This window comes from Streptomyces sp. ME02-8801-2C (assembly GCF_033793965.1).
In the GTDB taxonomy this organism is placed as follows: domain Bacteria; phylum Actinomycetota; class Actinomycetes; order Streptomycetales; family Streptomycetaceae; genus Streptomyces.
The window spans coordinates 629799-655776 of record NZ_JARAXP010000001.1; the positions used below are offsets into that span (position 1 = coordinate 629799).

At 70.8% G+C, this 25978-nt stretch carries 23 protein-coding genes and 1 pseudogene; 9 read left to right on the top strand and 15 right to left on the bottom strand.

Features of this window, described 5'->3' with window-relative positions; translation table 11 throughout:
- Positions 1 to 41 precede the first annotated feature (41 nt).
- The 3 genes and pseudogenes from PV396_RS02720 to PV396_RS02730 form a co-directional block, all read right to left on the bottom strand.
- Positions 42 to 818: an SDR family NAD(P)-dependent oxidoreductase gene (locus PV396_RS02720; protein WP_319199943.1), complete on the bottom strand. Its 777-nt coding sequence runs from the start codon at positions 816 to 818 to the stop codon at positions 42 to 44.
- A pseudogene (locus tag PV396_RS02725) lies at positions 815 to 2019 on the bottom strand (acyl-CoA dehydrogenase family protein). Before PV396_RS02725 ends, PV396_RS02720 begins: the two are co-directional and overlap by 4 nt.
- Positions 2016 to 3716 carry an AMP-binding protein gene (locus PV396_RS02730; RefSeq protein ID WP_319199944.1) on the bottom strand — a complete coding sequence of 567 codons (1701 nt, stop codon included), beginning with the start codon at positions 3714 to 3716 and terminating at the stop codon, positions 2016 to 2018. Before PV396_RS02730 ends, PV396_RS02725 begins: the two are co-directional and overlap by 4 nt.
- A gap of 136 nt (positions 3717 to 3852) precedes the next feature.
- Between PV396_RS02730 and PV396_RS02735 the strand changes: the two genes are divergently transcribed.
- Positions 3853 to 4713, top strand: a complete 861-nt coding sequence (locus tag PV396_RS02735; RefSeq protein ID WP_319199945.1) for a helix-turn-helix transcriptional regulator — start codon at positions 3853 to 3855, stop codon at positions 4711 to 4713.
- A 269-nt stretch (positions 4714 to 4982) separates the two neighbouring features.
- Positions 4983 to 6080 (top strand): NmrA family NAD(P)-binding protein, encoded by a 1098-nt coding sequence (locus PV396_RS02740; protein WP_319199946.1) that lies wholly within the window; start codon positions 4983 to 4985, stop codon positions 6078 to 6080.
- Between the two features lie 153 nt (positions 6081 to 6233).
- Here PV396_RS02740 and PV396_RS02745 read toward each other — a convergent pair whose 3' ends face one another.
- Positions 6234 to 7163, bottom strand: coding sequence for a LacI family DNA-binding transcriptional regulator (locus PV396_RS02745; protein ID WP_416071318.1), 930 nt, complete (start codon positions 7161 to 7163; stop codon positions 6234 to 6236).
- A gap of 17 nt (positions 7164 to 7180) precedes the next feature.
- On the opposite strand from PV396_RS02745, the gene PV396_RS02755 reads away from it, so the two are divergent.
- Positions 7181 to 8845, top strand: a complete 1665-nt coding sequence (locus PV396_RS02755) for a CocE/NonD family hydrolase (protein ID WP_416071319.1) — start codon at positions 7181 to 7183, stop codon at positions 8843 to 8845.
- Between the two features lie 71 nt (positions 8846 to 8916).
- A complete protein-coding gene (locus PV396_RS02760; protein WP_319199948.1) occupies positions 8917 to 9288 on the top strand; it encodes a DUF1330 domain-containing protein in 372 nt (123 codons plus the stop codon).
- 11 nt (positions 9289 to 9299) lie between these two features.
- Here the strand turns inward: PV396_RS02760 and PV396_RS02765 are convergent, their stop codons facing one another.
- A complete protein-coding gene (locus PV396_RS02765) occupies positions 9300 to 9935 on the bottom strand; it encodes a TetR/AcrR family transcriptional regulator (RefSeq protein ID WP_319199949.1) in 636 nt (211 codons plus the stop codon).
- Positions 9932 to 10681 carry a hydroxylase gene (locus PV396_RS02770; RefSeq protein WP_319199950.1) on the bottom strand — a complete coding sequence of 250 codons (750 nt, stop codon included), beginning with the start codon at positions 10679 to 10681 and terminating at the stop codon, positions 9932 to 9934. Before PV396_RS02770 ends, PV396_RS02765 begins: the two co-directional genes overlap by 4 nt.
- Positions 10682 to 10710: 29 nt before the next feature.
- Here PV396_RS02770 and PV396_RS02775 point away from each other — a divergent pair, with 29 nt between their 5' ends.
- Positions 10711 to 10929 (top strand): winged helix-turn-helix transcriptional regulator, encoded by a 219-nt coding sequence (locus PV396_RS02775; RefSeq protein WP_416071320.1) that lies wholly within the window; start codon positions 10711 to 10713, stop codon positions 10927 to 10929.
- Positions 10930 to 10943: 14 nt separating this feature from the next.
- Here PV396_RS02775 and PV396_RS02780 read toward each other — a convergent pair whose 3' ends face one another.
- The 6 genes from PV396_RS02780 to PV396_RS02805 form a co-directional block, all read right to left on the bottom strand.
- Entirely contained in the window at positions 10944 to 11702 is a 759-nt protein-coding gene (locus tag PV396_RS02780; RefSeq protein WP_319199951.1) for an SDR family NAD(P)-dependent oxidoreductase, read from the bottom strand.
- A complete protein-coding gene (locus tag PV396_RS02785) occupies positions 11699 to 12562 on the bottom strand; it encodes an enoyl-CoA hydratase/isomerase family protein (RefSeq protein ID WP_319199952.1) in 864 nt (287 codons plus the stop codon). Before PV396_RS02785 ends, PV396_RS02780 begins: the two co-directional genes overlap by 4 nt.
- Positions 12559 to 14205, bottom strand: coding sequence for an AMP-binding protein (locus PV396_RS02790; protein ID WP_319199953.1), 1647 nt, complete (start codon positions 14203 to 14205; stop codon positions 12559 to 12561). Before PV396_RS02790 ends, PV396_RS02785 begins: the two co-directional genes overlap by 4 nt.
- Entirely contained in the window at positions 14202 to 15947 is a 1746-nt protein-coding gene (locus PV396_RS02795) for a CocE/NonD family hydrolase (RefSeq protein WP_319199954.1), read from the bottom strand. Before PV396_RS02795 ends, PV396_RS02790 begins: the two co-directional genes overlap by 4 nt.
- Positions 15948 to 16256: 309 nt before the next feature.
- Entirely contained in the window at positions 16257 to 16826 is a 570-nt protein-coding gene (locus PV396_RS02800) for a TetR/AcrR family transcriptional regulator (RefSeq protein WP_319199955.1), read from the bottom strand.
- A 156-nt stretch (positions 16827 to 16982) separates the two neighbouring features.
- On the bottom strand, positions 16983 to 18482 hold the full coding sequence (locus tag PV396_RS02805) for an MFS transporter (RefSeq protein WP_319199956.1): 1500 nt from the start codon (positions 18480 to 18482) through the stop codon (positions 16983 to 16985).
- 193 nt (positions 18483 to 18675) lie between these two features.
- Here PV396_RS02805 and PV396_RS02810 point away from each other — a divergent pair, with 193 nt between their 5' ends.
- On the top strand, positions 18676 to 19554 hold the full coding sequence (locus PV396_RS02810) for an alpha/beta hydrolase (RefSeq protein WP_319199957.1): 879 nt from the start codon (positions 18676 to 18678) through the stop codon (positions 19552 to 19554).
- A 133-nt stretch (positions 19555 to 19687) separates the two neighbouring features.
- Here PV396_RS02810 and PV396_RS02815 read toward each other — a convergent pair whose 3' ends face one another.
- On the bottom strand, positions 19688 to 21097 hold the full coding sequence (locus tag PV396_RS02815) for an alpha/beta hydrolase (RefSeq protein WP_319199958.1): 1410 nt from the start codon (positions 21095 to 21097) through the stop codon (positions 19688 to 19690).
- 245 nt (positions 21098 to 21342) lie between these two features.
- Between PV396_RS02815 and PV396_RS02820 the strand changes: the two genes are divergently transcribed.
- A complete protein-coding gene (locus PV396_RS02820) occupies positions 21343 to 22020 on the top strand; it encodes a hypothetical protein (RefSeq protein WP_319199959.1) in 678 nt (225 codons plus the stop codon).
- A gap of 211 nt (positions 22021 to 22231) precedes the next feature.
- Positions 22232 to 22909, top strand: coding sequence for a sigma-70 family RNA polymerase sigma factor (locus PV396_RS02825; RefSeq protein WP_416071321.1), 678 nt, complete (start codon positions 22232 to 22234; stop codon positions 22907 to 22909).
- Here PV396_RS02825 and PV396_RS02830 read toward each other — a convergent pair whose 3' ends face one another.
- Positions 22910 to 23407, bottom strand: coding sequence for a MarR family winged helix-turn-helix transcriptional regulator (locus PV396_RS02830; protein WP_319199961.1), 498 nt, complete (start codon positions 23405 to 23407; stop codon positions 22910 to 22912).
- A gap of 159 nt (positions 23408 to 23566) precedes the next feature.
- Here PV396_RS02830 and PV396_RS02835 point away from each other — a divergent pair, with 159 nt between their 5' ends.
- Positions 23567 to 24082 (top strand): YceI family protein, encoded by a 516-nt coding sequence (locus PV396_RS02835; protein ID WP_319199962.1) that lies wholly within the window; start codon positions 23567 to 23569, stop codon positions 24080 to 24082.
- 42 nt (positions 24083 to 24124) lie between these two features.
- Here PV396_RS02835 and PV396_RS02840 read toward each other — a convergent pair whose 3' ends face one another.
- Positions 24125 to 25882 (bottom strand): hypothetical protein, encoded by a 1758-nt coding sequence (locus tag PV396_RS02840; RefSeq protein ID WP_416071328.1) that lies wholly within the window; start codon positions 25880 to 25882, stop codon positions 24125 to 24127.
- Positions 25883 to 25978 lie beyond the last annotated feature (96 nt).

Sequence of the window (25978 nt, forward strand, 5' to 3'; positions counted from 1 at the left end):
ACCGTCACCCCGCCCGCTGAGACCCTGCGAAGGCACGGGTCTCAGCGGGGCCCCATGCGGATGGCGCCGTCGAGGCGGACGACCTCGCCGTTGAGCATCGGGTTTTCCGTGATGTGCCGTACCAGGGCGGCGAATTCGGCCGGGTCGCCCAGGCGGGCGGGGTGCGGGACCTGTTGCGCGAGCGAGTCCCGGGCCTCCTGGGGCAGTCCCGCCATGAGGGGGGTGTCGAACAGGCCCGGTGCGATCGAGACCACGCGGATGAGGTGCTGGGCGAGCTCACGGGCGGCGGGGAGGGTGAGCGCGGCCACGCCACCCTTGGACGCGGCGTAGGCGGCCTGGCCGATCTGGCCGTCGTAGGCGGCGACCGAGGAGGTGGCGACGAGGACGCCCCGCTCGCCGTCCACGGGATCGGACTCGGCGATGCGCTGGGCGGCGAGGCGGAACACGTTGAACGTGCCGACGAGGTTGACGCCGACCACTCGGGCGAAGGCGTCCAGGGAGAGGGGGCCGCTGCGGGAGAGCATGCGGCCGGGTGTCGCGACCCCCGCGCAGCTGACCGCCACGCGCAGGGGACCCTGTTCGCTCGCCGCGTCCACCGCCGCCTGCACGGTGTCGGGGTCGGTGACGTCACAGGGGACGAAGCGGACGCGAGGGCCGGTGCCGTCGGCCGCCAGCTCCTCGGCGACAGCGGCCCCCGGTGAGGACGGCAGGTCGGCGATGACCACATGGGCGCCGGCCTGGAACAGCGCGGTGGCGCTGGCGCGGCCGAGACCGCTGGCGCCGCCGGTGACCAGGGCCGCGGATCCGGTGAGTTTCATGCCTGGGGCTCCTCGGTCGCGGTGTGCAGCACGTGGTGGGAGGGTTCGGTGCGGGCGCGGACCAGATCGCGGCTGATGACGAGGCGCTGGATCTGGTTGGTGCCCTCGAAGATCTGCATGACCTTGGCCTCGCGCATATAGCGCTCGACGGGGAAGTCCCGGGTGTAGCCCGCACCGCCGAGGACCTGGACGGCGTCGGTGGTGACCCGCATGGCCGCCTCGGTGGCGACGAGCTTGGCGATACTCGCCTGACGGCCGTACGACAGTCCCGCGTCCTTGCGCCGGCCGCCGCCAGCATGGTGGCCCGGGCGGAGTCCACGGCGGCCTCCATGTCGGCCAGCAGAAACGCGACTCCCTGATGGGCGGCGATCGGTTGCCCGAAGGTCTCCCGCTGTTTCGCGTACGCGAGCGCGTCGTCGAGGGCTCCCTGGGCCAGGCCGACGGCGACCGCCGCGATACCGAGCCGTCCCGCGTCCAGCCCGGCGAGGGCGATCGGCAGACCCTGCCCCTCCTCGCCGAGACGCCGGTCCTCGGGGACCCGGACGTCGTCGAACCGTACGGTCGCCGTGGCCGATCCGGTCAGCCCCATCTTGCGCTCGGGCGGGTCGGCCGACAGCCCGGTCGACTCGGCGGGGACGAGGAGACACGAGATGCCGCGGGTGCGGTCGTCGGAGGTGCGGGCCATCACCTGGTAGAAGTCCGCGTGACCGCCGTGGGTCGTCCATGCCTTCTCGCCGCGCACGACGTAGGCGTCACCGTCCCGCCGGGCGCGGGTGCGCATCGCGGCGGGGTCGGAGCCGGCGTGCGACTCCGACAGGCAGTAGGCGCCGAGCAGTTCACCGCCGAGCATGTCGGGCAGCCACTTCTCGCGCTGCTCCTCGGTGCCGTACTCGGCCAGCGCGAAGCAGGACAGCGTGTGCACGCTCAGTCCGACGCCCACGCTCGCCCAGCGGGCCGAGATCTCCTCGACGACCTGGAGGTAGACCTCGTACGGCTGGGCGCTGCCCCCGTACTGCTCGGGATAGGGGAGGCCGAGCAGTCCGGCCCGGCCGAGTGTGCGGAAGACGTCGCGCGGGAAGCGTTCGGCCCGCTCGTCGGCGGAGGCCCGTGGCGCGAGGGTTCCGTCGGCGATCTCCCGGGTCAGGTCGAGCAGTTCGGCCGCCTCCTGGCTGGGGAGCAGGCGGGACACGTGCGCCGTCATGAGTTTGTCTCCCGGGTCCGGGCGGTCGTCTGCGCACGCTGTCTGCGCAGGAGGAAGCGCTGGGTCTTGCCGCTGGGTGTCTTGGGCAGCCGGTCGGTGAAGTGCACCGTCCGCGGGTAGGCGTGGGCGGCGAACTTCCGCTTGACAAGCTGCTGGAGTTCCGCGACCAGGGCATCGTCGGGCGGTGTCCCGGGGCGCAGGACGACGAACGCCTCCAGCACCTCGCCGCGCAGGGAGTCGGGGACGCCGATGACGGCCGCCTCCAGCACCCGTTCGTGCTGTACGAGCACGCTCTCGACGTCGAAGGGGCCGATGCGGTACCCGGCCATGATGATCACGTCGTCGTCGCGGGACGAGAAGAAGAAGGAGCCGTTCCTGTCCCTGAGGCCGGCGTCGCCGGTGAGGTACCAGTGGCCGTCGGCGGTGAACCGCTCGGCGGTTTTCTCCGGCGCTCCCGCGTAGCCGGTGAACCACAGCAGCGGGCTGTCCGGCACGCTGAGGGCCACCCGGCCGAGGGTGCCGGGCGGGGCGGGTTCGTCCCGCTCCTCGTACAGCACCTCGGCCGACCAGCCCGGCAGCGGGCGGCCCATGGAGCCGGGCGGCACGGGCGTCCGTACGGCATCGGCCCAGGCGGCCGCGACGACCATGCCGTGCTCGGTCTGCCCGTAGTGGTCGCGTACGGCCACTCCGAGGGCCTGCTCCGACCAGGCGACGACCTCCGGGGTGAGCGGCTCGCCGGCGGAGGAGGCCCGGCGCAGCCGCACCCCGTCGGGGACCGGACCGGGCGCGGCCAGCAGGCTGCGGTAGACGGTCGGGGCGGCGGCGAAGTTGCTGACACCGAAAGCCTTTATGACCTGCCAGGTCAGGGCGGGGTCGAAACCGGCGTGCAGCAGCAGGCTGCGGCGTCCGGCCGCCAGCGGGCCGAGGATCGCGTAGTAGAGGCCGTACGCCCAGCCGGGGTCGGCCGCGTTCCAGAACACGTCGTCCTCGCGCACGTCGAGGCCGAACTCCAGGTACGCCTGGAACGACGCCAGCGCCCGGACGGGAACCGGGACGCCCTTGGGCGCGCCGGTGGTGCCGGAGGTGAACAACAGGACGAGCGGAGCGTCCGCGCCGGTGGCGACCGGGCGGCCTTCAGGCTCGTCGCCGGAGTACCGGGAGAGCAGCTCTCCGAAGGACAGTTCCGCGCCCTCGGGAGCACCCCCGGCGACCACGGTCGCCCACGGCCGGTCTGCGGGCATGTCCTCCCCGGGCGCCAGCTTTCCCCGCTGGTCCGCGTCGACCACGACGGCCTTCGCCGCACTCGCGCCGAGGCGCAGGGCAACGGCGGAGGGTGCGAAGGCCGTGAACAGCGGTACATGCACGGACCCCCGGCGCCAGATGCCCAGCAGGGCCACGACCAGATCGGCGGACTTGCCCATCAGGGTGGCGACCGCGTCCCCCGGCCCGATCCCGAGATCGGCGAGTGCGGCGGCGAAACGGGCCGAGTCGCGGCGCAGGTCCCCGTACGTGAGGTCCGTGGCCGTCAGGTCCTTCTCGACCACCGTGAAGGCCACCGCGTCCGCGGGATGCCGGTCGCAGAGCAGTTCGGCGGCGCAGGCGTCCGGAGCACCGAAAAGGCCGAGCAACTCCCGCACCCGCACTTCCGGCGGTCCGTCGACGGTGTTGGTCCCCACCGAAGCCGATGAATCGTTCATGGTCGCGTCGTCCCCTCTTCGATTCCGCTCTTCGATCACGCTCTTCGATTCAGAGCTGCCCTATGGCGGGAGTGTTACGGCGGTTTATGCTCCGGGTCACGACGACGGCGGACTACCCCCGGAAAGGGGTACGGGTATGCCCTCCCAACCCGGCGCCCTTCTGCGGCCCGACGACGGCGACGCGCTCCGGCAGGTTCTCCGTCAGGTCCACGACAGCTCGGGCATTCCCGTCCTGTTCGGCGGCCAGGTGGAGAACGCGCTGCTGAGGCTGTCGCAGCACATCGGCCTGCGGACGGCAGGTCTGCGCGGTCTCCGGGTGCGCGCCGAGACGGGTCTTGGCGGCCAGGTCCTCACCACGGGCCGGCCGGCCGGGGTGACGGACTACAGGTCGGCGCGCTCGATCACCCACGACTACGACCGGCCCGTGTTGACGGAGGGCATCCGTTCCGTCGTCGCCGTGCCCGTCGTGGTGTCCGGTGTGGTGCGCGCGGTGCTCTACGGGGCCAGCCGCGGGCCCGCCCCGCTCGGGGACCGGGCTGCCGACGCGGTCGCCGACGCCTCCCGGCGACTGGCCGCCGAACTGGTCATCCGCGACGAGGTCGACCACCGTCTGCGCCTGCTGGAGGCCGCGCAGGGTGGCCCGGTCGCCGGGTCACAGGGCGTGCCGCTGGAGGAACTCCGGCAGGTCCACGCCGAGTTGCGCCGGATAGCCCAGCAGGTGCCCGACGGCGATCTGCGCGGTCAGCTGCTCGACGCGGCACAGCGGCTGGCCAGGCCGCCCGCCGCCGACTCGGCACCGGGGCCGCGGCTGGCGCCCCGCGAGCTCGACGTCCTGACGCAGGTGGCACTGGGCTGCAACAACGCCGAAGCGGGTCGCAGGCTGTCGCTGCTGCCGGAGACGGTCAAGTCGTACCTGCGCAGCGCGATGCGCAAGCTGGGAGCGAGCACCCGCTTCGAGGCGGTCGTCACCGCACGCCGACAGGGGTTGCTTCCCTAGTTTTCCCTGGTTTCCCCCGCCGGTCGTCCCGGTTTCCCGGTCCCCGGTCTCCTCGGGCGGCTCAGGCGCCTCAGGCGGCTCCAGACCAACCTCCGATGGCTGCGACGCAATCGTCTGCGCGCCCATCCGTCCTACGACCGCTCAGGCCCGGCCCCGGGCAACCCCCCGCTTGCCGTCTGGAAACCGATCGGTGTAACGTACGTAAAAACCGATCGGTTTCCGCGTGAATCCGGATCGGATCCGACCGCGCCCCTCTGGAGTCAACGACGATGTCTTCTCACACCACCTCCACCATCTTCGTCATCGGCGGTACGGGGGCCCAGGGGATGCCCATCGTCCGCGCTCTTGTCGCCGACAAGAAATACTCGGTCCGCGTTCTCACCCGGGATGCGAACTCCCCTCGGGCCCAGGCTCTTCTCGCGCTCGGCAATGTCGAAATCGTCGAAGGCTCGTTCGCCGACGAGGACGTGCTGCGTGAGGGATTTCGCAGCTGCGACGGTGCCTTCGTCAATATCGACGGGTTCAACACCGGCGAGAAGACCGAGACCTACTGGGCCTTCCGCAGCTATGAGATCGCCATCGAGGAAGGAGTCAAGTTCTTCGTCTACGGAAACCTCGACTACGCCCTCAAGAAGTCCGGCTACGACTCCAGGTTCCGCACCGGCCACTATGACGGCAAGGGCCGCATGGCCGAGTGGGTGCTGTTCCAGAACGAGAAGAACAGGGACCGGATGGGAGCGGCGGTCTTCACGTCGGGTCCCTATATCGAGATGGTGATCTCACCGCTGACGCCCATGACGCCCAGCGTCGAGGACGGAGTCGTCACGTGGCGTGTCCCGCTCGGCGACGGAGCTGTTCCGCATGTGGCTCTCGACGACTGCGGATTCTATGTCCGCTGGCTCTTCGACAATCCGGAGCGGGCCAACGGCATGGACCTGGAAGTCGCCATCGAGCACATGACCTATGCCGATATGGCTGCGGCGTTCGAGAAGGTCACCGGACATCCGGCGCAGTACATCGACACGGATCTGGAAACTTACTGGAATCATCCGGACCTCACGGGAATCGCCGATCACCCGGCCGGATACAACGCCGACCCCAACGACAAAAGCACCATGAGCTTCCGCGACAATTTCACGGGCTTCTGGAACGTGTGGAAGCACGGAATCATCACCAGGGACTACGCCCTCCTCGACGAAATTCACCCCAACCGGATCAAGACCGCTGAGGAATGGTTCCGTCGGGAAGACCAGCTGGGACGGGAACTCGGCAAGGGAAGCCTCTGGGAAAGGGTCCAGCCGGAGAACTGGACCATGGAATCCGCGGTCCTCAAGAGCAGCGCGGATTTCCGGACGGGCACGCTGTAGACGGACAGAGGGCATGACGTAAGAGCGACACGGTCAGCCGGCGATCACACCGGCAACACGGACGGGGCGGACGAGGTGTCCGCCCCGATGTGATCGACCACAACCCCACTTCCGACGCCACCTCGGGCGTCGATGATTTTCTGGAGGGAGCGGCTAAGTCGTCTCCCGCTGGACAAGGGCGAGGATCTCGCCCGCACTCGGAAGGTTCGGTGCTGCCGGGGCCGGAGCGCCGACCGTCGCGAGGATGCGGGCGGTGAGATTGCGGGCCGCCGCGGTGAGGTCCATCCCGATGGTGGTCAGGGCCGGTACGGCGAGTGAGCTGATGGGGAGGTCGTCGACGCCGATGAGCGCCAGGTCGTCCGGGACACCGACGTGCTGCGTGCGGCAGCTCGCCAGGACGGCGAGAGCGATGAGATCGTTGAACGCGGCGACTGCGGTGACCGGCGTGGCGGCCTGTGTCCACTCCGCGACGGCGTCCCGAGCGCCGGCCCGCGAGTAGCGCATGGTGACCACCTGCGGCGCGGGCAGCCCCAGATCACGGCAGGCCTGGGTGGCTCCTTCCAGGCGCGGCAGGCAGAAGGGCCGCTCCCGGGGGTCGTCGAGCGCGGCGTAGCCGATGTGCCGGTGCCCTTGCGCGGCAAGATGCTCGATCTGCAGGCGCCCGATGTCCTCCTGGTTCAGCCCGGTCAGGCCGGTGCCGTCCGGAGTGAACACGCCGTCGAGCAGGGGGATTTCCGCCTGCCGCAGAGACTGCGCGTCGGTGGGTGGCAGGCTGCCGAACGCGAGGACCACCGCCGGCTGGACGTGCTGCCACAGCTCGGACAGAGGTGTGGTCGTCCCGGCGTGGTGCAGGTAGACGCAGGTGTACCCGGCCTCGCCCAGCGAGCGGCCGAGGGCCAGCTTGAACTGCTCCATGGCCTCCGCGACGGGGAGGTCAGGAACCACGCAGAACACGACGTTGCTGCGGCCCTTGCGCAGGGCGCGGCCCGCCCCCGACGGCACGTAGCCGAGGCGCTTCGCCGTCTCCAGCACACGACGGCGGGTCTCGGCGGAGAGGCCGTGCTCGTCCCTGCCGTTCAGCACGAAACTCACGGTCGTCTGTGAGACGCCCGCCTCTCGCCCGCGCAGGTCGCCCAGCTCGCGCCCGACCACAAGGTCGGAGAACTGGCGCTGCTGACGACGCTGGGCGCGGTGGCCTCGATGATCGCCCTGCCCGCCGGCGGAGCGCTGTCGGACCGCACGCGGTCCCGGTTCGGAAGACGCACCCCCTGGCTGCTGGCGATGGCCGGCGCGTCAGCGCTGCTGACCGTCGCCATGGGCCTGAGCACCGGACTGACGGCACTCGCCATCCTGGTCCCGATCCTCTGGTTCAGAGCTGCTGCGGCACGTTCGGCTCCACGGGAGACTTCTACCCGATGGCGAACGAGGCCGACGACGCCCAGGACGCCGTGGCCTGGCTGCGCACCCAGCCGTGGTTCGACGGGCGGCTCGCGACCTCCGGCGGTTCCTATGTGGGCTGGACCCAGTGGGCACTGCTGATGGACCCGCCCCCCGAACTGCGCACATCCCTGATCGCCGTGGCCCCGCACGACATGCACGAGGGGGTGTACGGAGGCGGAGCGTTCCATCTGAACGACTTCCTTGCCTTCGCGGAGATCGTGGTCGACCAGGAGAAGTACACCGGGCTGCGGGGCGTGCCCCGGCTGCTCAACGTGAAGCGGCGGCTGGCGCCGGTCTTCGGCGCCCTCCCGCTGGCCGACGCGGCCGACGCGGCGACCGGGCACCGTACGCCGTGGTTCCGGGAATGGCTGACCACTCCGGAGCGCGACGACGCCGTGTGGGACCGGCTCAAACTCGACGACGCCCTCGAGCGGGTGAACGTCCCGGTGCGGCTCACCGCATGCTGGCAGGACCTCTTTCTCGACCAGACCCTGCACCAGTACGAGTCGCTGCGTGCCCGTGGAATCGACGTCTCCCTCACCGTCGGCCCCTGGACCCACCAGGAACAGGGCCAGAAGGACATGGGACGCCTGCTCCGCGACAATCTCGCCTGGCTGGAGACGCACCTCGCGGACGAAGCGCCTGCACAGGCACGGTCCGCCTTGCCAGTCGAGGTGTACGTCACCGGACTGGGCGCCTGGCGACAGCTGGCCGAGTGGCCACCGGTAGGAGGTGAAACCGTGCGCTACCTGCAACCGGACGGCAGGCTCCTGGCCGACGAGCCGACCGGCGGCCCGCCCTCCACATACGTGTACGACCCGGCGAACCCCACCCCCACCCTCGGCGGCCCCCTGCTCACCCTCGACGGCGGAAGCAAGGACAACGCGAAGCTGGAGAGCCGCTCCGATGTACTCACCTTCACCACCGAACCGCTGACCGCCCCGCTGGAGATCATGGGAACACCGGTCGTCGACCTGGCCCACACCAGGAACAACCCGTACGCCGATGTCTTCGTACGGCTCTGCGACGTCGACCCCGAAGGCGTCTCCCGCAACTTCGCCGAAGGACTCCTCCGACTGGATCCCGCCTCGCCCCTCGACCAGGTGCAGACCGTACGCGTACGCCTCAACGCCTGCGCACACCAGGTCAAGGCCGGACACCGCATCCGCCTGCTGATCGCCGGCGGCTCCCACCCCCGGTACGCACGCAACGAGGGCACCAGTGCCACGCCCGGCACCGGAACCGAGTTGCGGCCGTGCACCCACACCGTCCACCACGCCCCCGGCGCGGTGTCCCGCGTGGTGCTGCCGACACCGTCCGAGTGAGGAACTAGCAAGCCGGAAACCGATCGGTTTACGATGTGGGAGACCGATCGGTTTTCGTCGTGGAGGTGGCCATGAGTGCAAGCTCGCAGGAGAAGAAGTTCTACGCCCTGAACATGTTCGACGTGGTCGACGTGGAGAAGTACCTCGCGTATTTCAGTCGGCTGCCCGAAGTGGCCCCGCAATACGGTGGGCGCATGGTGGCGTTCGGCCGCTTCCGGGACAACGTGGCCGGTGACCTCACGCCACGGCAGGTGCTGTTCCTCGTTGAATGGGACTCCGAGGAGGCGTTCAACAGCTTCCGGGACGACCCGGAGTTGGCCGACCTGCATCCGCTGAGGGAGGACGGGACGGCGTCCTATGTCTGGCAGACGTTCGATGGAGCCGACATGAGTGACCCCACCACCGTTTCGATCGACGATGTACTGGCGGTGCTCAGGCCATAGGGCGAGGGAGGCTAGGGCGCTTTCTGGCCCGAACTGAGCCCGTCCAGCAGAAGGTCACCGAGTTCGGAGAAGGCGTCGCCGGCGGTCAGTCCGGTGCTCTCCAGGAGGGCCCCGGACTGGACCGCGTCGATGGTGACCGCCACGACCTGGGCGGCGAATTGCCCGTTGAGCGCGCGGAAGACGCCGGCCCGCACGCCCTCCTCGATCAGCTGGTGCACCCGGTGCGCCGCGGCGGCCGAGTTCTTGCGGTAGATCTGCGCCGTCGGTTCGTAGCCGACCATGTCGTCGTAGAAGGCGTTGGAGTGGCGGCGCATGGCGGTGCCGACGCCGGTGAGGTAGACCCGGATGCGCTGCCGGGGGTCGGGCTCGGCCTGGACGGCCTGCTCGATCTCGGCGGTCGCATCCCGGAAGAAGGCGCGCGTGACGGCCAGTACCAACTGTTCCTTCGTGGAGGCCAGGCTGTACAGCGTCGCCTTTGAGCAGCCCAGCCGCTGGGTGAGCTCGTCCATGGTCACCGCGGTGAAGCCGTCGGCCAGGATGATCGCCTCGGCCTGACGCAGGAGTTCGTCCCGGCGACGGGTGTCGACCACCCGCTTGCGTGGGGTTCGGCGCGGGCGTCGGTCGCGCGAGTCAGTTGGGGCCGTCACCGCAGCAGTCTCCCATGGTGTCGCCACCGGTAACGGCGGGCGGTCAGAGATCGATACCGGCCAGCCACTGGCTCGTGGTCCGCGGTGTCACCCCTATGCGCTTCTGGGCGGAGCGTTCGGCGGTGATCGAGTGGTCGGGCTGTGTGCCGACGGCCCGGTACATGTTCACGTTGTCGGCCGTGGCTGAACGCCTCGGCCAGTTCCTCTCCGCTGACTCCCGGGTACTGGCCGACGGAGACCACGCCGGCGATGTCCGGGCGCTCGAACGGCACGGTGGCGGCGTCGGCGATGTCCAGGTGCGAGGCCCACGAGGTGGGGAAGCCGCTGGGCAGCGAGTAGTGCAGTACGCCCTCCTCGCGGACGCCCGCGATCACGTGCGGCAGCAGCAGGTTCTCCAGATAGAAACGGGGCTCGATCACCGCGTGGGAGACCGCGCTGTCCGCCGGTCCGGCGGCGAGCACCGAGACGGTGGTCCCGGCCGAGTCGTCCCGTCGACTGTCGCCGTCGGGGTGGACGAGGGCGCCGCTGGTGGAGAACACCACACGGGCGGGCCGGGCCTCGCGGACGGCGGTCACGACGTTGCGTGCGAAGGTCAGGCGGTCCTCCTCCGGGGTCACCGGCAGGTGGACGAACACCCCCTCGGCGCCGCGGTGGGCATCGGTCAGGTTTGTCGTGGAGGAGTAGTCGACGGCCAGCACGCGGGCACCGTCCACGACAATGCCCGCGTTGCGGGTCAGAGCGGTCACGGGCCTGCCCGCGGCGGTGAGGGACCGAGTTGCGCGATGCTCTGCCCGGCATCAGCCCGCACACTCTGACCAGCGGGCTGCGCCGGTTCGAGAGGCACGGCATCGTCGTCCGCACCGCCTGTGCGGAGATCCCGCCACGGGTCGAGTACCGGCTCACCCCTCTCGGCGAGGGGCTGCGCGCTGTCCTCGACACCATGGCCGCCTGGGCCGTGACAGTGCCGGACGGCGAGTCCACCGTCACCGCCTGACCGTCGAAGCGGCCCTACCGGATCGAGGAGCCGATGGAGATGCCGCCGTCCACGTCCAGGACGACGCCGGTGATGTAGCCGGCGGCCTCGCCGGCGAGGAAGGCCGCGGCTTCGGCGATGTCCTCGGGGCGACCGGTGTGGCGCATGGGGACCTTCGCGGTCAGCTTGTCGCGTGCCGGGCCGTTCATCGAGGCGAGCATGGGGGTTTCGATGAGGCCGGGCGCGATGGCGTTGGCGGTGATGCCGTGGCGGGCGCCTTCGAGCGCGAGGGTGCGGGTCATGCCGACGATGCCCGCCTTGGCGGCCACGTAGTTGGTCTGGCCGAAGTTCCCGCGCCAGGACATGGAGGAGAAGCTGACGATACGGCCGTAGCCCTGCCGTTTCATCGGGCCGAACGCGGCGCGGGCGCAGTGGAATCCGCCGGTGAGGCTGACGCCGACGACGGCGTGCCAGTCTTCGTCGGTGATGTCCTCGACGCGGTTGTCGCGGATGATGCCGGCGTTGTTGACCAGCACGTCGAGGCGGCCGAGGTCGGCGGTGACGCCGTCGATCCAGGCGTTGACCTGGGCCGAGTCGGTCACGTCCACCACGTCGGTGCGGTGTTTCGCGTCGTGGGCGTCGGTGATCGTGCCGGCGGCCTGGGTGAGGGCCTGTTCGTTGACGTCGGCCAGGGCGACGGTGGCGCCCTCGGCGGCGAACCGGGTCGCCATGGCGAGGCCGAGGCCCTGTGCGGCGCCGGTGATGGCGACGACTCGTCCCTGATAGCGATTCACGTGTTGTCCGCCTTGGTGGTGGGGGGAGTGAGGAAGTCCCGCAGGGCGTCGGCCACCGAGCTGGCCGACCAGTTGTCGGCGAAGGTGGCCAGTTCCTCGCGCAGGGCCTGCTCGGGGGGCATGCTGTCGATCCGGTGCAGCAGCGTTTTGAGGTGCTGCTGGGCCGGGCTGCTGCGGTCGGCCAGTTGCCGGCAGACGCGGGTGGCGGTGGCCTCGAGGTCGGCCTCGGGCACGATCGCGTGGATCCAGCCGGTGTCTGCGAAAGCGGGCGCGGGCAACAGTTCGCCGGTGAGGAGGAGCCAGCGGGACAGGCCCCGTCCGACCGCGTCGGGCAGTCGGACGCTGGACCCTCCGGCCGGTACCAGGCGCCGGCCCAGGTGGCCGTCGCCGATGAGCGTGCTGTCGGCGGCGACGACGACATCGCAGGCCAGGGCGAGTTCGAGGCCCCCGGCGACGGCGTGACCGTGCAGGACGGCGACCCATGGTTTCGGGCTGGCCGCGATACGGCTGAAGCATGCCGACACGTCGGTCAGGAAGTCGACCGGGTTGTGGCCCGCGTCGTGCAGCTGAAGGAACTGGTGGAAGTCTCCTCCGGCGCAGAAGCTCGGGCCCCTGCCCGCCACCGCGACGACCGCTGTGCCGGGGTCGGCCTCGGCGCTGGTGATCTGCTTGTCCAGGGCTTCGACGAGGGCGATGTCGAGGGCGTTGCGTCGCTCGGGGCGGTTGAGCAACAGCCATCGGACGGGGCCGCGTTGCTCGACGAGGAGAGGTTCGGTCAGGGCAGGTTCGTGGAGGGGAGGTTCGGTAAGGAGAGGTTCGGTGCGGAGAGGTTGGTTGAGGAGAGGTTCCGTGCCGGTCAACGTGACTCCGGGGTGGTGGCGAGTTCGGTGCGGCGGCGGTCGCGCAGCAGGTAGCGCTGCGTTTTGCCGCTGGGGGTCTTCGGCAGGGCGTCGATGAAGTGGATCGAGCGCGGGTAGGCGTGCGCCGCGTAGCGGGTCTTGACCAACTGCTGGAGCTCGGCGGCCAGTTCCGGCGAGCCGGCACCGCCGTCGCGCAGGACGACGTACGCCTCGATGACCTCGCCGCGTACCTCGTCGGGTGCGCCGATGACGGTGCACTCGGCGACAGCGGGGTGCTGGGCGAGGACGCTCTCGATCTCGAACGGGCCGATCCGGTAGCCGGCCATGATGATGACGTCGTCGTCGCGGGAGGAGAAGAAGAAGTCGCCGTCCGCGTCGACCCGTCCGGCGTCGCCGGTGAGGTAATAGCGGCCGTCGGGGGTGAACTTGGAGCCGCTCTGCCCGGGGATCTGGTAGTCGCGGAACGTCATCAGAGCGCTTCCGGCGACGTCGATCGCGACCCGGCCGAGCACGCCCGGTCCGGCGGGCTCGTCCTTGTCGTCGGCCAGGACGGTCAGGCTCCAGCCGGGTACCGGCCGGCCCATCGATCCCGTCTTGAGCGGACGGGCGAGTTCGGGGTGGTGGTGGTTGGCCAGGGGCATGCCCAGCTCGGTCTGGCCGAAGTGGTCGTGCACGGCCAGGCCGAGCGCGGTGGCGGCCCATTCGTTGACCTCGGGGGTCAGTGGTTCGCCCGCGCTGGAGGCCCTCCGCAGGTGCAGGCCGTGTGGCACGGGTACCGGAGCGGAGCGCAGTCCCCGGTACACGGTGGGGGCGGCGGTGAAGTCGGTGACCCGGTGGTCGAGGAGGGTGCGCCAGGTCGTCTCGGCGGAGAAGCCGCCGGTCAGCAGGAGGCTGGGGAGGCCGGCGGCCAGCGGGGCGACGATCGCGGAGTACAGGCCGTAGGCCCAGCCGGGGTCGGCGGCGCACCAGTAGCTGCTGTCCCGGGTGACACCGAGACCGTACTCCAGATAGATCTGCCAGCCCGCGATGTAGGAGACGGGGTGGATGACGCCCTTGGGCTTGCCGGTGGTGCCGGAGGTGAACATGTGCACCAGCGGGCCGTCCCCGCTCGTGGCGACGGCGGGCACCGGCTCCGGGGACGCGGCCGTGACGAGGTCGATCAGGGGCGTGTCCTCGCTGGACGCGGCCGTTTTGGTGACGACGACGCGGCGCCGGGGGTCGTCCGGCAGGTCGGGGCCCGGGTCGAGTTTGTGGCGCTGGTCCGGGTCGACGACCACGACATGCGCACCCGCCCCTTCCAGGCGCAGGGCGATGGCCTGGGGCGCGAACGCGGTGAACAGCGGGACGTAGACCGCGCCGAGCCGCCAGATCGCCAGGATGACGGTGACCAGGTCGGTGCCCTTGCCCATCAGGGTCGCCACCCTGTCGCCCGGACCCACCCCGAGCCCCTGCAACGCCCGCGCACAGCGGTGCGAGTTCGCGGCGAGCTCGCCGTAGGTCAATGTCGAAGCCGTGACGGCGTCGTCGACGACGGTGAACGCGACGCGGTCGGCGGGGTGCCGGTCGCACAGCAGCCCGGCCACGTCGAGGGAAGGTGCCGCGAAGGTCCCGGTCAGCTCGGCGACCCGGTCGGCGGCGCTCACGACTGGTCCTTGCGGTCGATGACCGGCAGGACCAGACGGCTGGGGTGATTCGGTCCGTGGTGGATGTGGTTGATCGCGGGGATCATCTGCTCCTCGCCCTCTCGGGCGATGACGCCGCCGGTGTTCGTGTTGCGGTCGTAGCGGGGGAAGTTGCTGCTGGAGACGTCCACGCGGATGCGGTGACCGGGCAGGAAGACGTTGGAGGTGCCGGTCATGTCGACGGTGATCTCGTGGACCGCGCCGGGCTCCATCAGCTCTTCCGTGGCCAGGCCGTTCCGATAGCGGGTGCGCAGGATCCCGTCGCACAGGTTGATCGCCTTGCCGTCGGGGAAGACGTCGACGAGCTTGGCGGTGAAGTCGGTGTCCACCGCCGAGGAGGAGACGTACAGGGTCAGGCCGACCGGGCCGGTGACCTCGACGGCCTCCTCGAGTACGGGGGTCGCGAAGCACAGGACGTCCTCGCGGGCGGCGACCGTCCGCTGGTCGACCGGGCCGCAGAACCCCGGCGTCGTCGGCATCGACGCCCCGCCGGCCGAGGGAACCGGACGGCGCGGGTCGTAGAGGTAGGTCTCGTGCCCGGCGTCGGCAGGCGCCTCGGTGGTCAACACTCCGTCACCGTCAGCGGTGTTGGCGCGACCGGTGCTCGTGAGGTGGAAGTCGGTCCACCTCGTGTCGGGCAGCGGCCACTCCTGCTCGTCCCGCCACTGGTCGATGCCCATCACGAAGAGCTTCACCGGCGCCACGCCGTCCAGCGCGGTGGTGTCACCGCGCAGCCAGCGGTCGTAGAACTTCACATGCAGGTCCGTCAGGCCCATCAGGCGGGCACTGGCCAGCGGGCCGAAGGAGCGGTCGCGATAGACGCCATCCGCGGAGGTGTGGTCCCACGGACCGATGATCAGTCGCTGCCCGTCGCGCGCCTCCGCGCTGCCGGCTTTCTGACGGGCGGTTACGTAGGTGCGCAGGGTCTGCCCGATGTAGAGGTCGTACCAGCCACCGATGTTCAGCGCCGGGACGGTGACGTTCTTGAGTTCGGGCGTGAGCTCCATGGCGTCCCAGTACCCGTCGTGGGACGGGTGGGCCATCCAGTCGTCCCACCACTTGCCGTACGCCTTCAGGACCGGCACCTCGGCCGTCGGCAGCACCTCGTTGAGACGCTCCGGGAACAGTACCGCCGTACCGAGCTCCTGCAGCTGGGGCAGGGTGTCCTCGCCGAGGGCCAGGGCGCGCTGCGCGTCGGCCGCGTACATCATGGCGTTCCACAGCGTGACCAGGCTCAGTGAGAGGGCGCCGCCCGGGCCGTACCAGGGCGCCTCGTAGTTGTCGATCGAGGTGAAGGTCGGCGCGATCGCCTTGAGGGCAGGGGCGCCGGTCGCGGCGGTCTCCCACTGGACCATCCCGAGGTAGGACGCCCCGTACATGCCCACCGTGCCGTCCGACCACGGCTGGTCGGCGATCCAGGCGACGGTGTCCTCGCCGTCGGTCCGGTCGGCCATATGAGGAACGAACTCGCCTTCCGAGCGGTGGGTGCCCCGGCAGTCCTGCACCACCAGCGCGTAACCGGCCTCCAGGAGAGCGAGGAAGTCGGGCATGCCCTCCAGGGTGATGCCCATGACGTCCTTGCCGTACGGCAGGCGCACGAGCAGCGCCGGAGCCCGGCCCTCGGTCGGATGCCACACGTTGGCGGCGAGGGCCACGCCGTCACGCATCGGAACCTTGACGTCTATGTCGTACAGGTGCTGCATCGGTGCTCCTCGTTGAGCCGACGGTGGACCTCGATTGCGGGTACGTTAGAGGGTACTTTCGTACCCTGTCAATTACCGCAGGCGCTCGGCCTAGCGCCGCGCATGCGTGCTGACCTCGTGCGATCGGGTGTGCGGGAGGCGGGAGGTCACATCGGGGGCGAGGGGAGGCCGTGCGGGGGAGATCGCCGACGTTCAGGCAGCCGGGGCGGGTCGGGACATGACACTGCGGGCCACTCCTGCCGCCGGAGGCGGAGAGTGGCCCGCAGAGTGCAATGCGCTTCGGAAGCCTGTCTGGAGAAGCGGAACGCGTCAGCGCATGCCCGCCGACTCGAGCAGGCTGCGTACGGTGGGGGTGATGAGGCCGGTCAGGTTGTCGGCCTGGATTCCCGCTCGGGCGCTGGCGCCGTCGAAGACGAGGCTGAGCTGCCGGGCCAGGAGGGCGGGGTCGCTCGCGCCGCCCTGTTCGGCCTCGGAGCGGAAGAAGCCCATCAGGTTCCCCTTGACCTCGTGGGCCACCCGGCTCGCCGGATGGCTCTGGTCCTTGAGCTCGATCTGTACGGCCAGATATCGGCAGCCCTGGAACTCGGGCGCGCCCGCCTGCTGTTCCAGCTGCTCGAAGACGTACGTGATGCGCTCGCGGGTCGAGCGGCCGTCGTGCGCCGGGGGCAGGAGCCCGGCGACGAAGGCGGCGGCGCGCTCCTGCAGGCTTGCCGCCAGCAGCTCGTCCTTGCTCTCGAAGAGCTGGTACATGGAGCGCTTCGACACTCGCGCCGCCTTGCACAGTGCGTCGACGCCGATGCCGACACCATCTCGGTAGGTGAGCGTGGCCGCCGCCTCCAGCAGTCGCTCCCTGGAACTTGACTTTGCCTCGGTGGTCATACCGCGAGGTTAACTCGAATTCAACCAAATGAAAACCGATCGGTTTACGGCGGTTGTCGAGATGACTGGCGGGATGGCTGTCGGGGTGACGGTCGAGACGGCCGTCGGGGCGATCTTCGGCGCCGCCCCGTCACGTCGGCCCAGCAGCGGGTTGGCTCAGTGGGCGATCACCGGCTCGCCCTCCGACGGCGCCAGGGCCCGGTTCGGAATCAGGAGCGCCGAGAGCGCCGCACCGACCACGAAGATGCCGGCGCCCCACGCCAGGGTGGCCGTGTAGCTCTCGACCCCGGCCTGCGCCATGGTCAGCGCGCCCGGCTTGTGCGAGGACAGGTAGTCGGTCGCGGCCGACGAGGCGACCGTGGTCAGCAGGGCCGTACTGATCGAGCCGCCCACCTGCTGGCTGGTGTTGATCAGCGCCGAGGCGACGCCCGTGTCCTCGTGGTGCACGCCCGAGGTCGCACCCTGGAACGCGGTGGTCATCACCGCCCCGATGCCGAGGCCCAGCAGGATCATGCCGGGCATGATGTGGGCGACGTAGGTGCTGTCCAGCGTGAGCCGGGTCAGCAGGGCCATACCGGAGGCGGCGACCAGGAAGCCGGCGGTGATCACGACCTTCGGACCGACCCTGGGCAGCAGCAGTGAGGGCGTCGTGGTCGAGGAGGCGACGATGCCGAGGACCATCGGCAGGAACGCCAGGCCCGCCTGGATCGGCGAGTAGCCGATGCTGGCCTCGAGGTAGTAGGTCAGGAACAGGAAGATCGAGAACATCCCCATGCCCAGGACGAACACCGCGGCGAACGACCCACCGCGGGTCCGGTCCAGTACGAGGCGCAGCGGCAGCAGTGGGTGCGCGACCCTGGACTCCAGCCAGACGAACACCGCGAGCAGTACCACGCCGCCGGCCAGGAAGCCGAGGGTGACGGGGTTGGTCCAGCTGGTGGACTCGACGTGCGCGAACCCGTAGACGATGGCGAACAGCGCGGCGCTCACCGTGAGGGTGCCCGGGATGTCGATCTTGGGCCGCTCGGTGATCTCGGGCTTGGCCAGCAGAAACAGCGCACCGACCAGCGCGACGGCCGCGAAGATGACGTTCACGTACATCACCCAGCGCCACGACGTCCATTCGGTGAGCATGCCGCCGAGCAGCAGTCCGACCGCCGCGCCCGCGCCGGCCAGGGCACTGAAGATGCCGAAGGCCTTCGGCCTCTCGGACGGCTGGGTGAAGGTCACGCTGAGCAGGGAGAGTGCCGCGGGCGCGAGCAGCGCGGCGAAGAGGCCCTGGGCCACACGTGCCCCGACGAGGACTTCGAAGCTGCCGGCCGCGCCGCCGACGACGGAGGCGCCCGCGAAGCCGACCAGGCCGGCCACGAAGGTGGTGCGCCGGCCGAACAGGTCACCGAGTCGGCCACCGAGCAGCAGGAGGCTGCCGAACGCCAGCGCGTAACCCGTGACGACCCACTGCCGACTGCCGTCGCTGAAACCGAGGTCGTGCTGCGCCGCGGGCAGGGCGATGTTCACGACGGTCGCGTCGAGCGTGACCATGAGTTGCGCCGTGCCCAGCACGACAAGCACCCACCAGCGCATGGCATGGGAGCCGCGGCGGCCCGAGTTCGTCTTGCCGGAGGCGGGCGCCCCACGGTCCAAGGTGGTAGTCATTTCTTCCCTTTGTCGCTCGCTGGTGATAACTCGCCACATCGGCTGGAAACCGATCTGTTTCCGGACCAGGAAAACAGATCGGTTTCCGCGATGCAAGTGAGCGCTCTGGGCTTGCGCGTGGAAACCGTTCGGTTTACTCTTCTCGAAACCGATCGGTTTCCCGCCCTCGGTTCACACCCAAGGAGTCCACGAGATGTCCAGCCAAGCCGCCCGCCCCACCATTCAGGTCCCCGGCACCACCAGCCACACCCTCGCCCCCCGTGCGGGACACGAAGGGCACGAGGGAACGCTGAGATACCTCAAGGCGGGCACCGGCGCTCCCCTGGTCCTGCTGCACACGGTGCGTACGCAGGCCGAGCACTACCGCTCGCTCATCCCGCTGGTCTCCGACCACTACACCGTGTACGCCCTGGACCTGCCGGGGATGGGCTACTCCGAGATCGTGCCCGGCGCGTCGTACGACGAGCCGGCGATGCGCGCCGGTGTCGAACGCCTCCTCACCGAACTCGACCTGCGTGACGTGACGTTGGTGGGGGAGTCCATGGGCGCGGTGCTCGCCCTGACCACTGCGGCCGATCTGCCGGAGCGGGTACGGCGGGTCGTCGCGGTGAACACCTACGACTTCAAGGACGGCATCGCCCGCTCCAGCCTTCTGGCGCGTCTGGTGGTCACCGGTGTCCTCGCGCCGGGTGTGGGCCCGACGGTCGCCGGGGTGGAGCCCAAGCCGATCCTGCGCAAGGTGCTGCAGGGCGGCCTGGGCGACAAGAGCGCGCTGCGTGACGACTACATGGACGAGCTGCTCCAGGTGGGCACCCGCCCCGGCTACCCGACCGTCGCCCGGGCGGTCTACCAGGCCCTGCCCAGCCTCATCGCGGCCCGCCCGCGCTACACGGACGTCAAGGCGCCCGTCCACCTGGTCTACGGCGAGAAGGACTGGTCCCGCCCCTCGGACCGGGAGGCCAACAAGCGGCTGCTGCCGGCCGCCGATTTCACCCAGGTGGCGGGAGCCGGCCACTTCATCGCACTGGAAAGGCCGGACGTGGTCGCCGACCTGCTGAACTCCGTGGCGTGACCGCCCCGGGACCACACACTCGGCCCCCGCCGCTCCTCCTTGTGAGCGACGGGGGCCGAGTGTGTGGTGTGGGTGGGCGAGACGTTTCCGGTCGGCCGGTCCTCGCGGGGACCGGCCGACCGGGTTTATCGCGTCAGCGTGCCGCCGCCGGTCCGTTCAGGAACCCCGCGAGCGTGCGCGTCAGGGTGTTGTGGGCCGGGGCGGCGAAGAGCGGGTCGAGATGGTTCATGCCCGTGTCGGTCTCGTAAGTGGCGTACGGGATACGGGAGTTGGACACCACCTTGCGCGCCGACTCCTCGATCGTGCCCTTGGCGTAGCTCGTCCCGAAGGCGTACAGCGGTATGTCGAGACGGTCGGCGTGGAGCAGGCGCAGGCCCAGGGAACGGGCCGGCGCGGAGTCCGTGTAGGCGTCCGTGACGTCGAGGTCGACGGAGAGCCGGGCCGGCCAGTACCACTCCCACACCGCCGGCACCGGACCGGCGTACGCGGCCGCGACCCGGCTGAGCGGCGTGATCCCGGTGTCGACCCAGCCGCGTACGTCCCCGCTGTCGGCGAGGTGCCCCGAGTGCACGGTGATGGAGTTCGGCCAGCCGAAACCGGCGTCGACCAGCACGCCCAGCAGGCCCGCGTTGGTGACGGTGTACGGCAGGGCCAGGGCGTCGGGCAGACGGGGCTGGAGGAGGGAGGGGCCGTCGGGGTCGCGCAGGGCGTAGTGGCCGGCGAGCTGGTACCAGATCTGGGTGCTCTCCGCGCGGCTGCCGAGGCCCACGCCGCTCAGGGTCAGGTCGAAGACCGCCCCGGCGTCGATCGCCGCCAGCCGTTGCCTTATCTCCTCCGGCGAGTCGAGAACCGGGTCGCCCGTTCCGTCGAACGCCCCGAGGACACCGCCGTCGACGACCACCAGCCCCGCGAGGTCCCGGTGGCCGGGGCAGCCGTCGAAGTCCCAGGCCGCGTACGCCATCGCGGTCGTCGCTCCCCAGGAGTGCCCGCCGAGCACCACGCGCCGGCCACCGCGTCCCGCCGCCCGGACGACGGCCCGCAGATCGGTGAGGGTCAGGGGCAGGCCCCAGTGCGCGGCGAACGGGGAGGCGGCCGGGTCCTGGCTGCGGTAGTGGCCGTCCAGGTAGTAGGCGAGGGGGTCCGGGCCCGTGAAGCCCGTGCGGTCGGCGAGGTTCTCCTCCCGCCGGTCGAGGGCCCACACCTGCAGGCCGGGTACGGCCGCGACCAGGTCACGGGCCAGCAGCCGGAAGTCGTTCGCGGCCCCGAACATGCCGGGCACCAGCACGAGGACGGTGCCCGCCGTGGCGGGGCCGACCTTGAGGACGTGCACCCGGTCCGTCCCGGCGGGCCCGCCCCCGCCGCCCACGGCGACGGGCACGTACGGCTCCGGGCCGACGGCACCTCGGCCGGTGGGCCCTTGTCCGGTGGCGTCCGGTGCGCGTCCTGCGGCCACCGCGGTTCCGGCCCCCGTACCGGCCGCGGCCAGTGCCAGACCGCCGATCATTCCGCCCAGCACCGTACGGCGCGGCAGACGGCTCGTCATCTCAGGTACCTCCAGGGAGAGTTGATCGGAACCAGCTTCCCCCTCGCCCTCGACGGGACGTACACCAGGGGTCACTTGCGCACCGCGTCGGCGGCGCGCTGACAGGACCTGTGGATTCGATCTGAGTCGAGGGAACCTGGTTCGGCGGTGAGACGTTCCACGTCATGCTTCCGGCGAGCGGTCGATCGGCAACTCGCTCACGTACCAGTGACGTTCGAGCCTCGGATGGGAGAATGAGGGCCGTCATGACTGCCGGACGGGGTGCACGCACGCTGCGGGCCGCGGTGTTCGCGGCCGTCTGCGTGCTGCTCGCCGCTCTCGGTCACGTGCTGATGTCCGGCTCGACCGTCGCCTGGTGGACCCTGGCGGCAGGGGCCCTGGCGACGGGCGGCGCGGGCTGGTGCCTTACCGGCCGCGAGCGTGGACTCCCGCTGGTCGTGGGTGTGGTGGTCGTCGCCCAGGGCGCGCTCCACTCGGCCTTCTCGTTCACGCAGGGCGTGGGCCTGGGAGCGGGCATGGGCATGGGACCCGATGCCGCCGGCATGCCGATGGACGCCATGGACATGGCCCACGCCGGAAACGGCATGGGCATGGGCATGGGTGCGGGTGCGGATCACCCGGCCCACCTCGGCCACGGCCTGGACGTCCTTTCGTCCTCGTACGGCATGCTCGCCGCACACACGCTCGCCGCACTGCTGTGCGGTCTGTGGCTGGCGTACGGCGAGCGGGCCGCGTTCCGCATTCTGCGGGCGGCGGCCGGCCGGCTGGCCGCCCCGCTGCGGACGGCGCTCGCGCTGCCCGCGCTGCCGGACCGTCCCCGTCCCCGCCCGCGTCGCGGGCGCTCGGACCGGGCGCCACGACTGCTTCCGCTCGTCCACACGATCACCTCCCGGGGCCCGCCGACGGCGACCGCTGTCGTCTGAGACAGCAGGCTCCCCGGGCCCGCTCCAGGTCGCGCCGACGCACATCGACGTCGGCGTCACCCCGTAGGCGTCTCGGGCCACGGTCGTACCCCGCGTCGCACGCGCGTACGACCACTCCTCCCTCTGCCGGTAGCGGCTCGCGCCCATGTCACGCAGCCACGTCGCGGCCCGCCGCGCTGCCGGATGCCGGATGATCCGAGAAGGACACCAGGTGATCACTCCTTTACCGCCCGCGCCGATCCTCGAGGCCCCAGCGGCTTCCGCACCCTCCGCCGCGGCCTCCTCGGCGGTTCCGATGGACGAGTCGATAACCGCCTGGGCGCTCGCCGCCCGCGGTGGCGACCAGGCCGCCGTCGAACGCTTCGTCGGCGCCCTGCACCGCGATGTGGTGCGGTACGTCGCCCATCTCTCCGCCGATCCACAGGCCGCCGACGACCTCGCCCAGGACACGTTCCTACGGGCGCTCGGCAGTCTGCACCGGTTCGAGGGGCGCTCCTCGGCGCGCTCCCGGCTGATGGCCATCGCCCGGCGCGCGGTGATCGACAGCTTCCGGCACGCCGCCGCCCGGCCCCGGCTGTGCGACACGGAGGACTGGCGGGTGACCGTCGAACGGGCCCAGCCGCGCGGGCTGCCCGGCTTCGACGACGGCATCGCGCTGCTCGACCTGCTGGCCGCGCTGCCCGACGAACGGCGCGAGGCGTTCGTCCTCACGCAACTGATGGGGCTGCCCTACGCGGAGGCGGCCGAGGTCGGCGACTGCCCTGTGGGGACGGTTCGTTCACGTGTGGCCAGGGCCCGCGCGACCCTGGTCGACCTGCTGGCGGCAGCCGAGGCGGAGCCGGAGCCAGCGCCGGAGACGGAGTCGCAACCGGCGGCCCTGGTCGCCTAGTCAGCGCTTCTCCCCGTCCGCCTCCTCGGGCAGCATCCCGCACAACGTCTCGCGCTCCTCGGGACCGATCTCCGTGAGCCCCGAGACGACGACGTCGGCCAGGGCCGGCGAGGACTCCGTGAACAGGCGGCGCCCCTTGCCGGTGAGGGCCACCTCGACGCCCCGTTTGTCACCGCACACGGGGCGCCGGGTGACCAGCCCGGCGTGTGCGAGACAGGCGATCTGATAGGTGAGCCGGGTCTTGGGGCGGCCGAGCAGCTCCGCGATCCGGGTCATCCGCAGACCGCCGTCGGGCCGGTCCGCGAGCAGGCACAGGACGAGGAACTCGTCGTGGGAGATCCCGAGCGTCTCTTTGAGGACGGGCCCGAGCCGCTGCTCGATCGCCCCGGTCGCGGCCAGCAGGACCATCCAGTTCCGTAGCTCGGTCGGGAGCAGGCCGCCCTCCTGTGCGGCGGGACATTCGGGCGTCTCGGCAGGGTGTTCGGAGGTGGCGGCCATTCGTCGATTCTACCGGTTGTCCAAATTTGCACGAGGGGTTGTCCAGATTTGGATAACAGGCTAATTTGGCGTCGTCGCCCCATCGTCCAAATTTGGATGACCTGGGTTCCGGATGTTCCCGTACCTCGCACCAGCCTCGTTCCTGTCAGGAGACAGCTCATGACCGTTGCCGTGGAAACCGGCCTGTGGCAGCTCGACCGGACGGCGTCCACCGTCGCCATCAAGCACAAGACGATGTGGAACCTGGTCACCGTGAAGGGCACGTTCGCCATCACCGGCGGCGGTGGCGAGGTCCTCCCCGACGGCACCGCCACGGGCACCCTGACCCTGGACGCCGCCTCCCTGGACACCAACCACGCCAAGCGCGACAAGCACCTGCACGGACCCGACTTCTTCGACGCCGAGAACCACCCCGAGATCACCTTCGCGGTGCGCGGCGCCGAACTCCGCGACGGCGACACCGTCCACGTCACCGGTCAGCTGACCGTGCGCGGCATCAGCCGCCCCACCAGCCTCACCGCGCGCCTCACCCACGCGGGCGGCGACGCGCTCACCCTCGACGCGGAGTTCAGCGTGGACCGGGACCAGTTCGGCCTGGGCTGGAACCAGCTGGGCATGATCCGCGGCCGTACGGCGGTCACGACCAGCCTCCGCTTCACCCGCGCCAAGGCCTAGGTTGCCGGGGTCCGAAGCCACCGGGCCCGAGGCTGCCGAGACCTAGCGCGCGGGCCGGACGGCGGGGTGGTCCTTCACGTTCTGCCGCCCGCCCGGCAGCCGGATGTCCATGCTCGACAGGGTGTCCGGCGACGCCGTGAAGACACGCAGCCGGATGCGCGTACCCGGGCGCCGGGGCACCCGGAACACCGGTCCGGGCGGCTGGAGCCGGTAGACGGCGCTCGTGTGCGCGGGCAGCGTGGCCGGCCCCTGGACCGCCGTCCACCAGCGGGTCATGCCCTGGCCGGTGGTGAGCGTGAAGTGGGGGGTGAGGGCGCTGTCGTCCCTGTTGGTCACCCGGACGGTCAGCTCCGACACGGCCGTCGGCCCGGTCGTGAGCGCCCTCGTCACCCGCATGGCCAGCGGCGGTGACCCGGTCGCCGCCACGGCGGTACACGCCAGCGCCGGTACGAGGAGCAGCGCGGCCGTCGCGACCAGCGCAGCGCGCCGACGCGGGCCCGACAGGAAACGCGGCCGGGGCTGCCACGCCCGGGCGAAGGACGTGGCCGGTGTCGTTACCGCGGCCGCCAGCCACAGCGGCGTCATCAGCAGGTAGTAGCCGTCCTGCGAACGCGTCGCCAGGAAGAAGGCGCACCACGGCAGCACCGTCGTCGCCGGACCGAGTCGCCGCACGAACAGGACGAGCAGCGCCAGCAGCGCCCCCGCCAGCAGCATGCTCGCGTGCGAGTACCAGGCCAGCCGGTCGCTGCCGTCGGTGTAGTAGAGCGCCAACCCCACCAGGCCCTGCCCGTGGATCGTCGCGTTCTGCGTCAGCGGCAGCGCGACCCCGCTCGCCCAGGTGCGTGGCTCGCTGACCATGAAGTACGTGTTGATCAGCAGCCATACGGTGACCGCCGCGCCGGTGATCCGCAGCACCACCCAGGCCGCGGTACGGGCGCCCAGCTCCCCACGGCGCACCGCGTAGATCCCGGCCAGCAGGAACGGCACGAGGAACCATGGCAGCTGCTGCGCCGCGCAGGCCGCGCCCAGACAGGCGGCCCGCGCGAAACCGCCCCACCCCAGCCGCCCGCCCGCCCCGATCCGGGGCCAGCGCACCACCACCGGGATGAGCAGCGCGAGCGCGACGATCGCCGGGTAACCGAGCCGCGCGTAACTCGGCAGGAAACCGAAGCCCAGGCACACCATGGTCGCCGCCGACCGCCACGGCACCGGCAGCAGCCGCCACAGCGTCACCGCGCCGACGAGCAGCGCCCCGGTCGTCACGACGGTCGCGGCCAGCGCGCCGTGCCCGAGCCACAGCAACGGCGCCGTCAGCAGCGGGACGAGGGGCGGGTAGCCGTAGGTGAGGTCGTAGCCGCCGTTCATCGTCGGGGTCAGGGCGACATCGGGGTTGTGCTGGAAGAGCCACGGCCAGGGCTGCCCGTACACGGGGTGCCCGGCGGCCAGTTCACGGGCCGCCTGCGCGGTGAGGACGCCCTCGTCGCCACCCGCGTGGTTCAGGGCGAACGTGCACAGGGTCAGCGTCATGGCCGTCAGCAGGACGCACAGGTCGAGGCGGGCGAGTGTCCGGGTCCGGCGCGCGGTCAGCGCCAGCACCCCGCTGACCAGGATCGACAGATAGCAGAGCGAGATCACGGCGGCGATGACGAGCTCGCGACTGGCGGCCTGCGTCCACACCGCGCGCGTGCCGATGAACAGGCTGACGGTCGCGAGGAGCGTCAGGACGCGATGCCACTGCGCGGGGGCGTCGGCCTCCGGCGCCACCGCCACCGGGATCCGGGGCCAAGGCCGGCTCCGGATGCCCAGGGGGTTCGTCTTCGCCGCGGCTTCAGGCGCTGTTTCTGCCAAGTGCACGACATCGGAAGGTAATCCTGCCCGGTGTGCCGCGTGCGGTCG

Bases quoted from the DNA above. Each gene is read 5' to 3' on its own strand.
- PV396_RS02835 (WP_319199962.1), top strand. From the start codon at position 23,567: ATGACCGTTGCCGTGGAAACCGGCCTGTGGCAGCTCGACCGGACGGCG.
- PV396_RS02800 (WP_319199955.1), bottom strand. From the start codon at position 16,826: ATGACCACCGAGGCAAAGTCAAGTTCCAGGGAGCGACTGCTGGAGGCG.
- PV396_RS02760 (WP_319199948.1), top strand. From the start codon at position 8,917: ATGAGTGCAAGCTCGCAGGAGAAGAAGTTCTACGCCCTGAACATGTTC.
- PV396_RS02720 (WP_319199943.1), bottom strand. From the start codon at position 818: ATGAAACTCACCGGATCCGCGGCCCTGGTCACCGGCGGCGCCAGCGGT.
- PV396_RS02815 (WP_319199958.1), bottom strand. From the start codon at position 21,097: ATGACGAGCCGTCTGCCGCGCCGTACGGTGCTGGGCGGAATGATCGGC.
- PV396_RS02730 (WP_319199944.1), bottom strand. From the start codon at position 3,716: ATGAACGATTCATCGGCTTCGGTGGGGACCAACACCGTCGACGGACCG.
- PV396_RS02805 (WP_319199956.1), bottom strand. From the start codon at position 18,482: ATGACTACCACCTTGGACCGTGGGGCGCCCGCCTCCGGCAAGACGAAC.
- PV396_RS02830 (WP_319199961.1), bottom strand. From the start codon at position 23,407: ATGGCCGCCACCTCCGAACACCCTGCCGAGACGCCCGAATGTCCCGCC.
- PV396_RS02820 (WP_319199959.1), top strand. From the start codon at position 21,343: ATGACTGCCGGACGGGGTGCACGCACGCTGCGGGCCGCGGTGTTCGCG.
- PV396_RS02795 (WP_319199954.1), bottom strand. From the start codon at position 15,947: ATGCAGCACCTGTACGACATAGACGTCAAGGTTCCGATGCGTGACGGC.
- PV396_RS02740 (WP_319199946.1), top strand. From the start codon at position 4,983: ATGTCTTCTCACACCACCTCCACCATCTTCGTCATCGGCGGTACGGGG.
- PV396_RS02735 (WP_319199945.1), top strand. From the start codon at position 3,853: ATGCCCTCCCAACCCGGCGCCCTTCTGCGGCCCGACGACGGCGACGCG.
- PV396_RS02810 (WP_319199957.1), top strand. From the start codon at position 18,676: ATGTCCAGCCAAGCCGCCCGCCCCACCATTCAGGTCCCCGGCACCACC.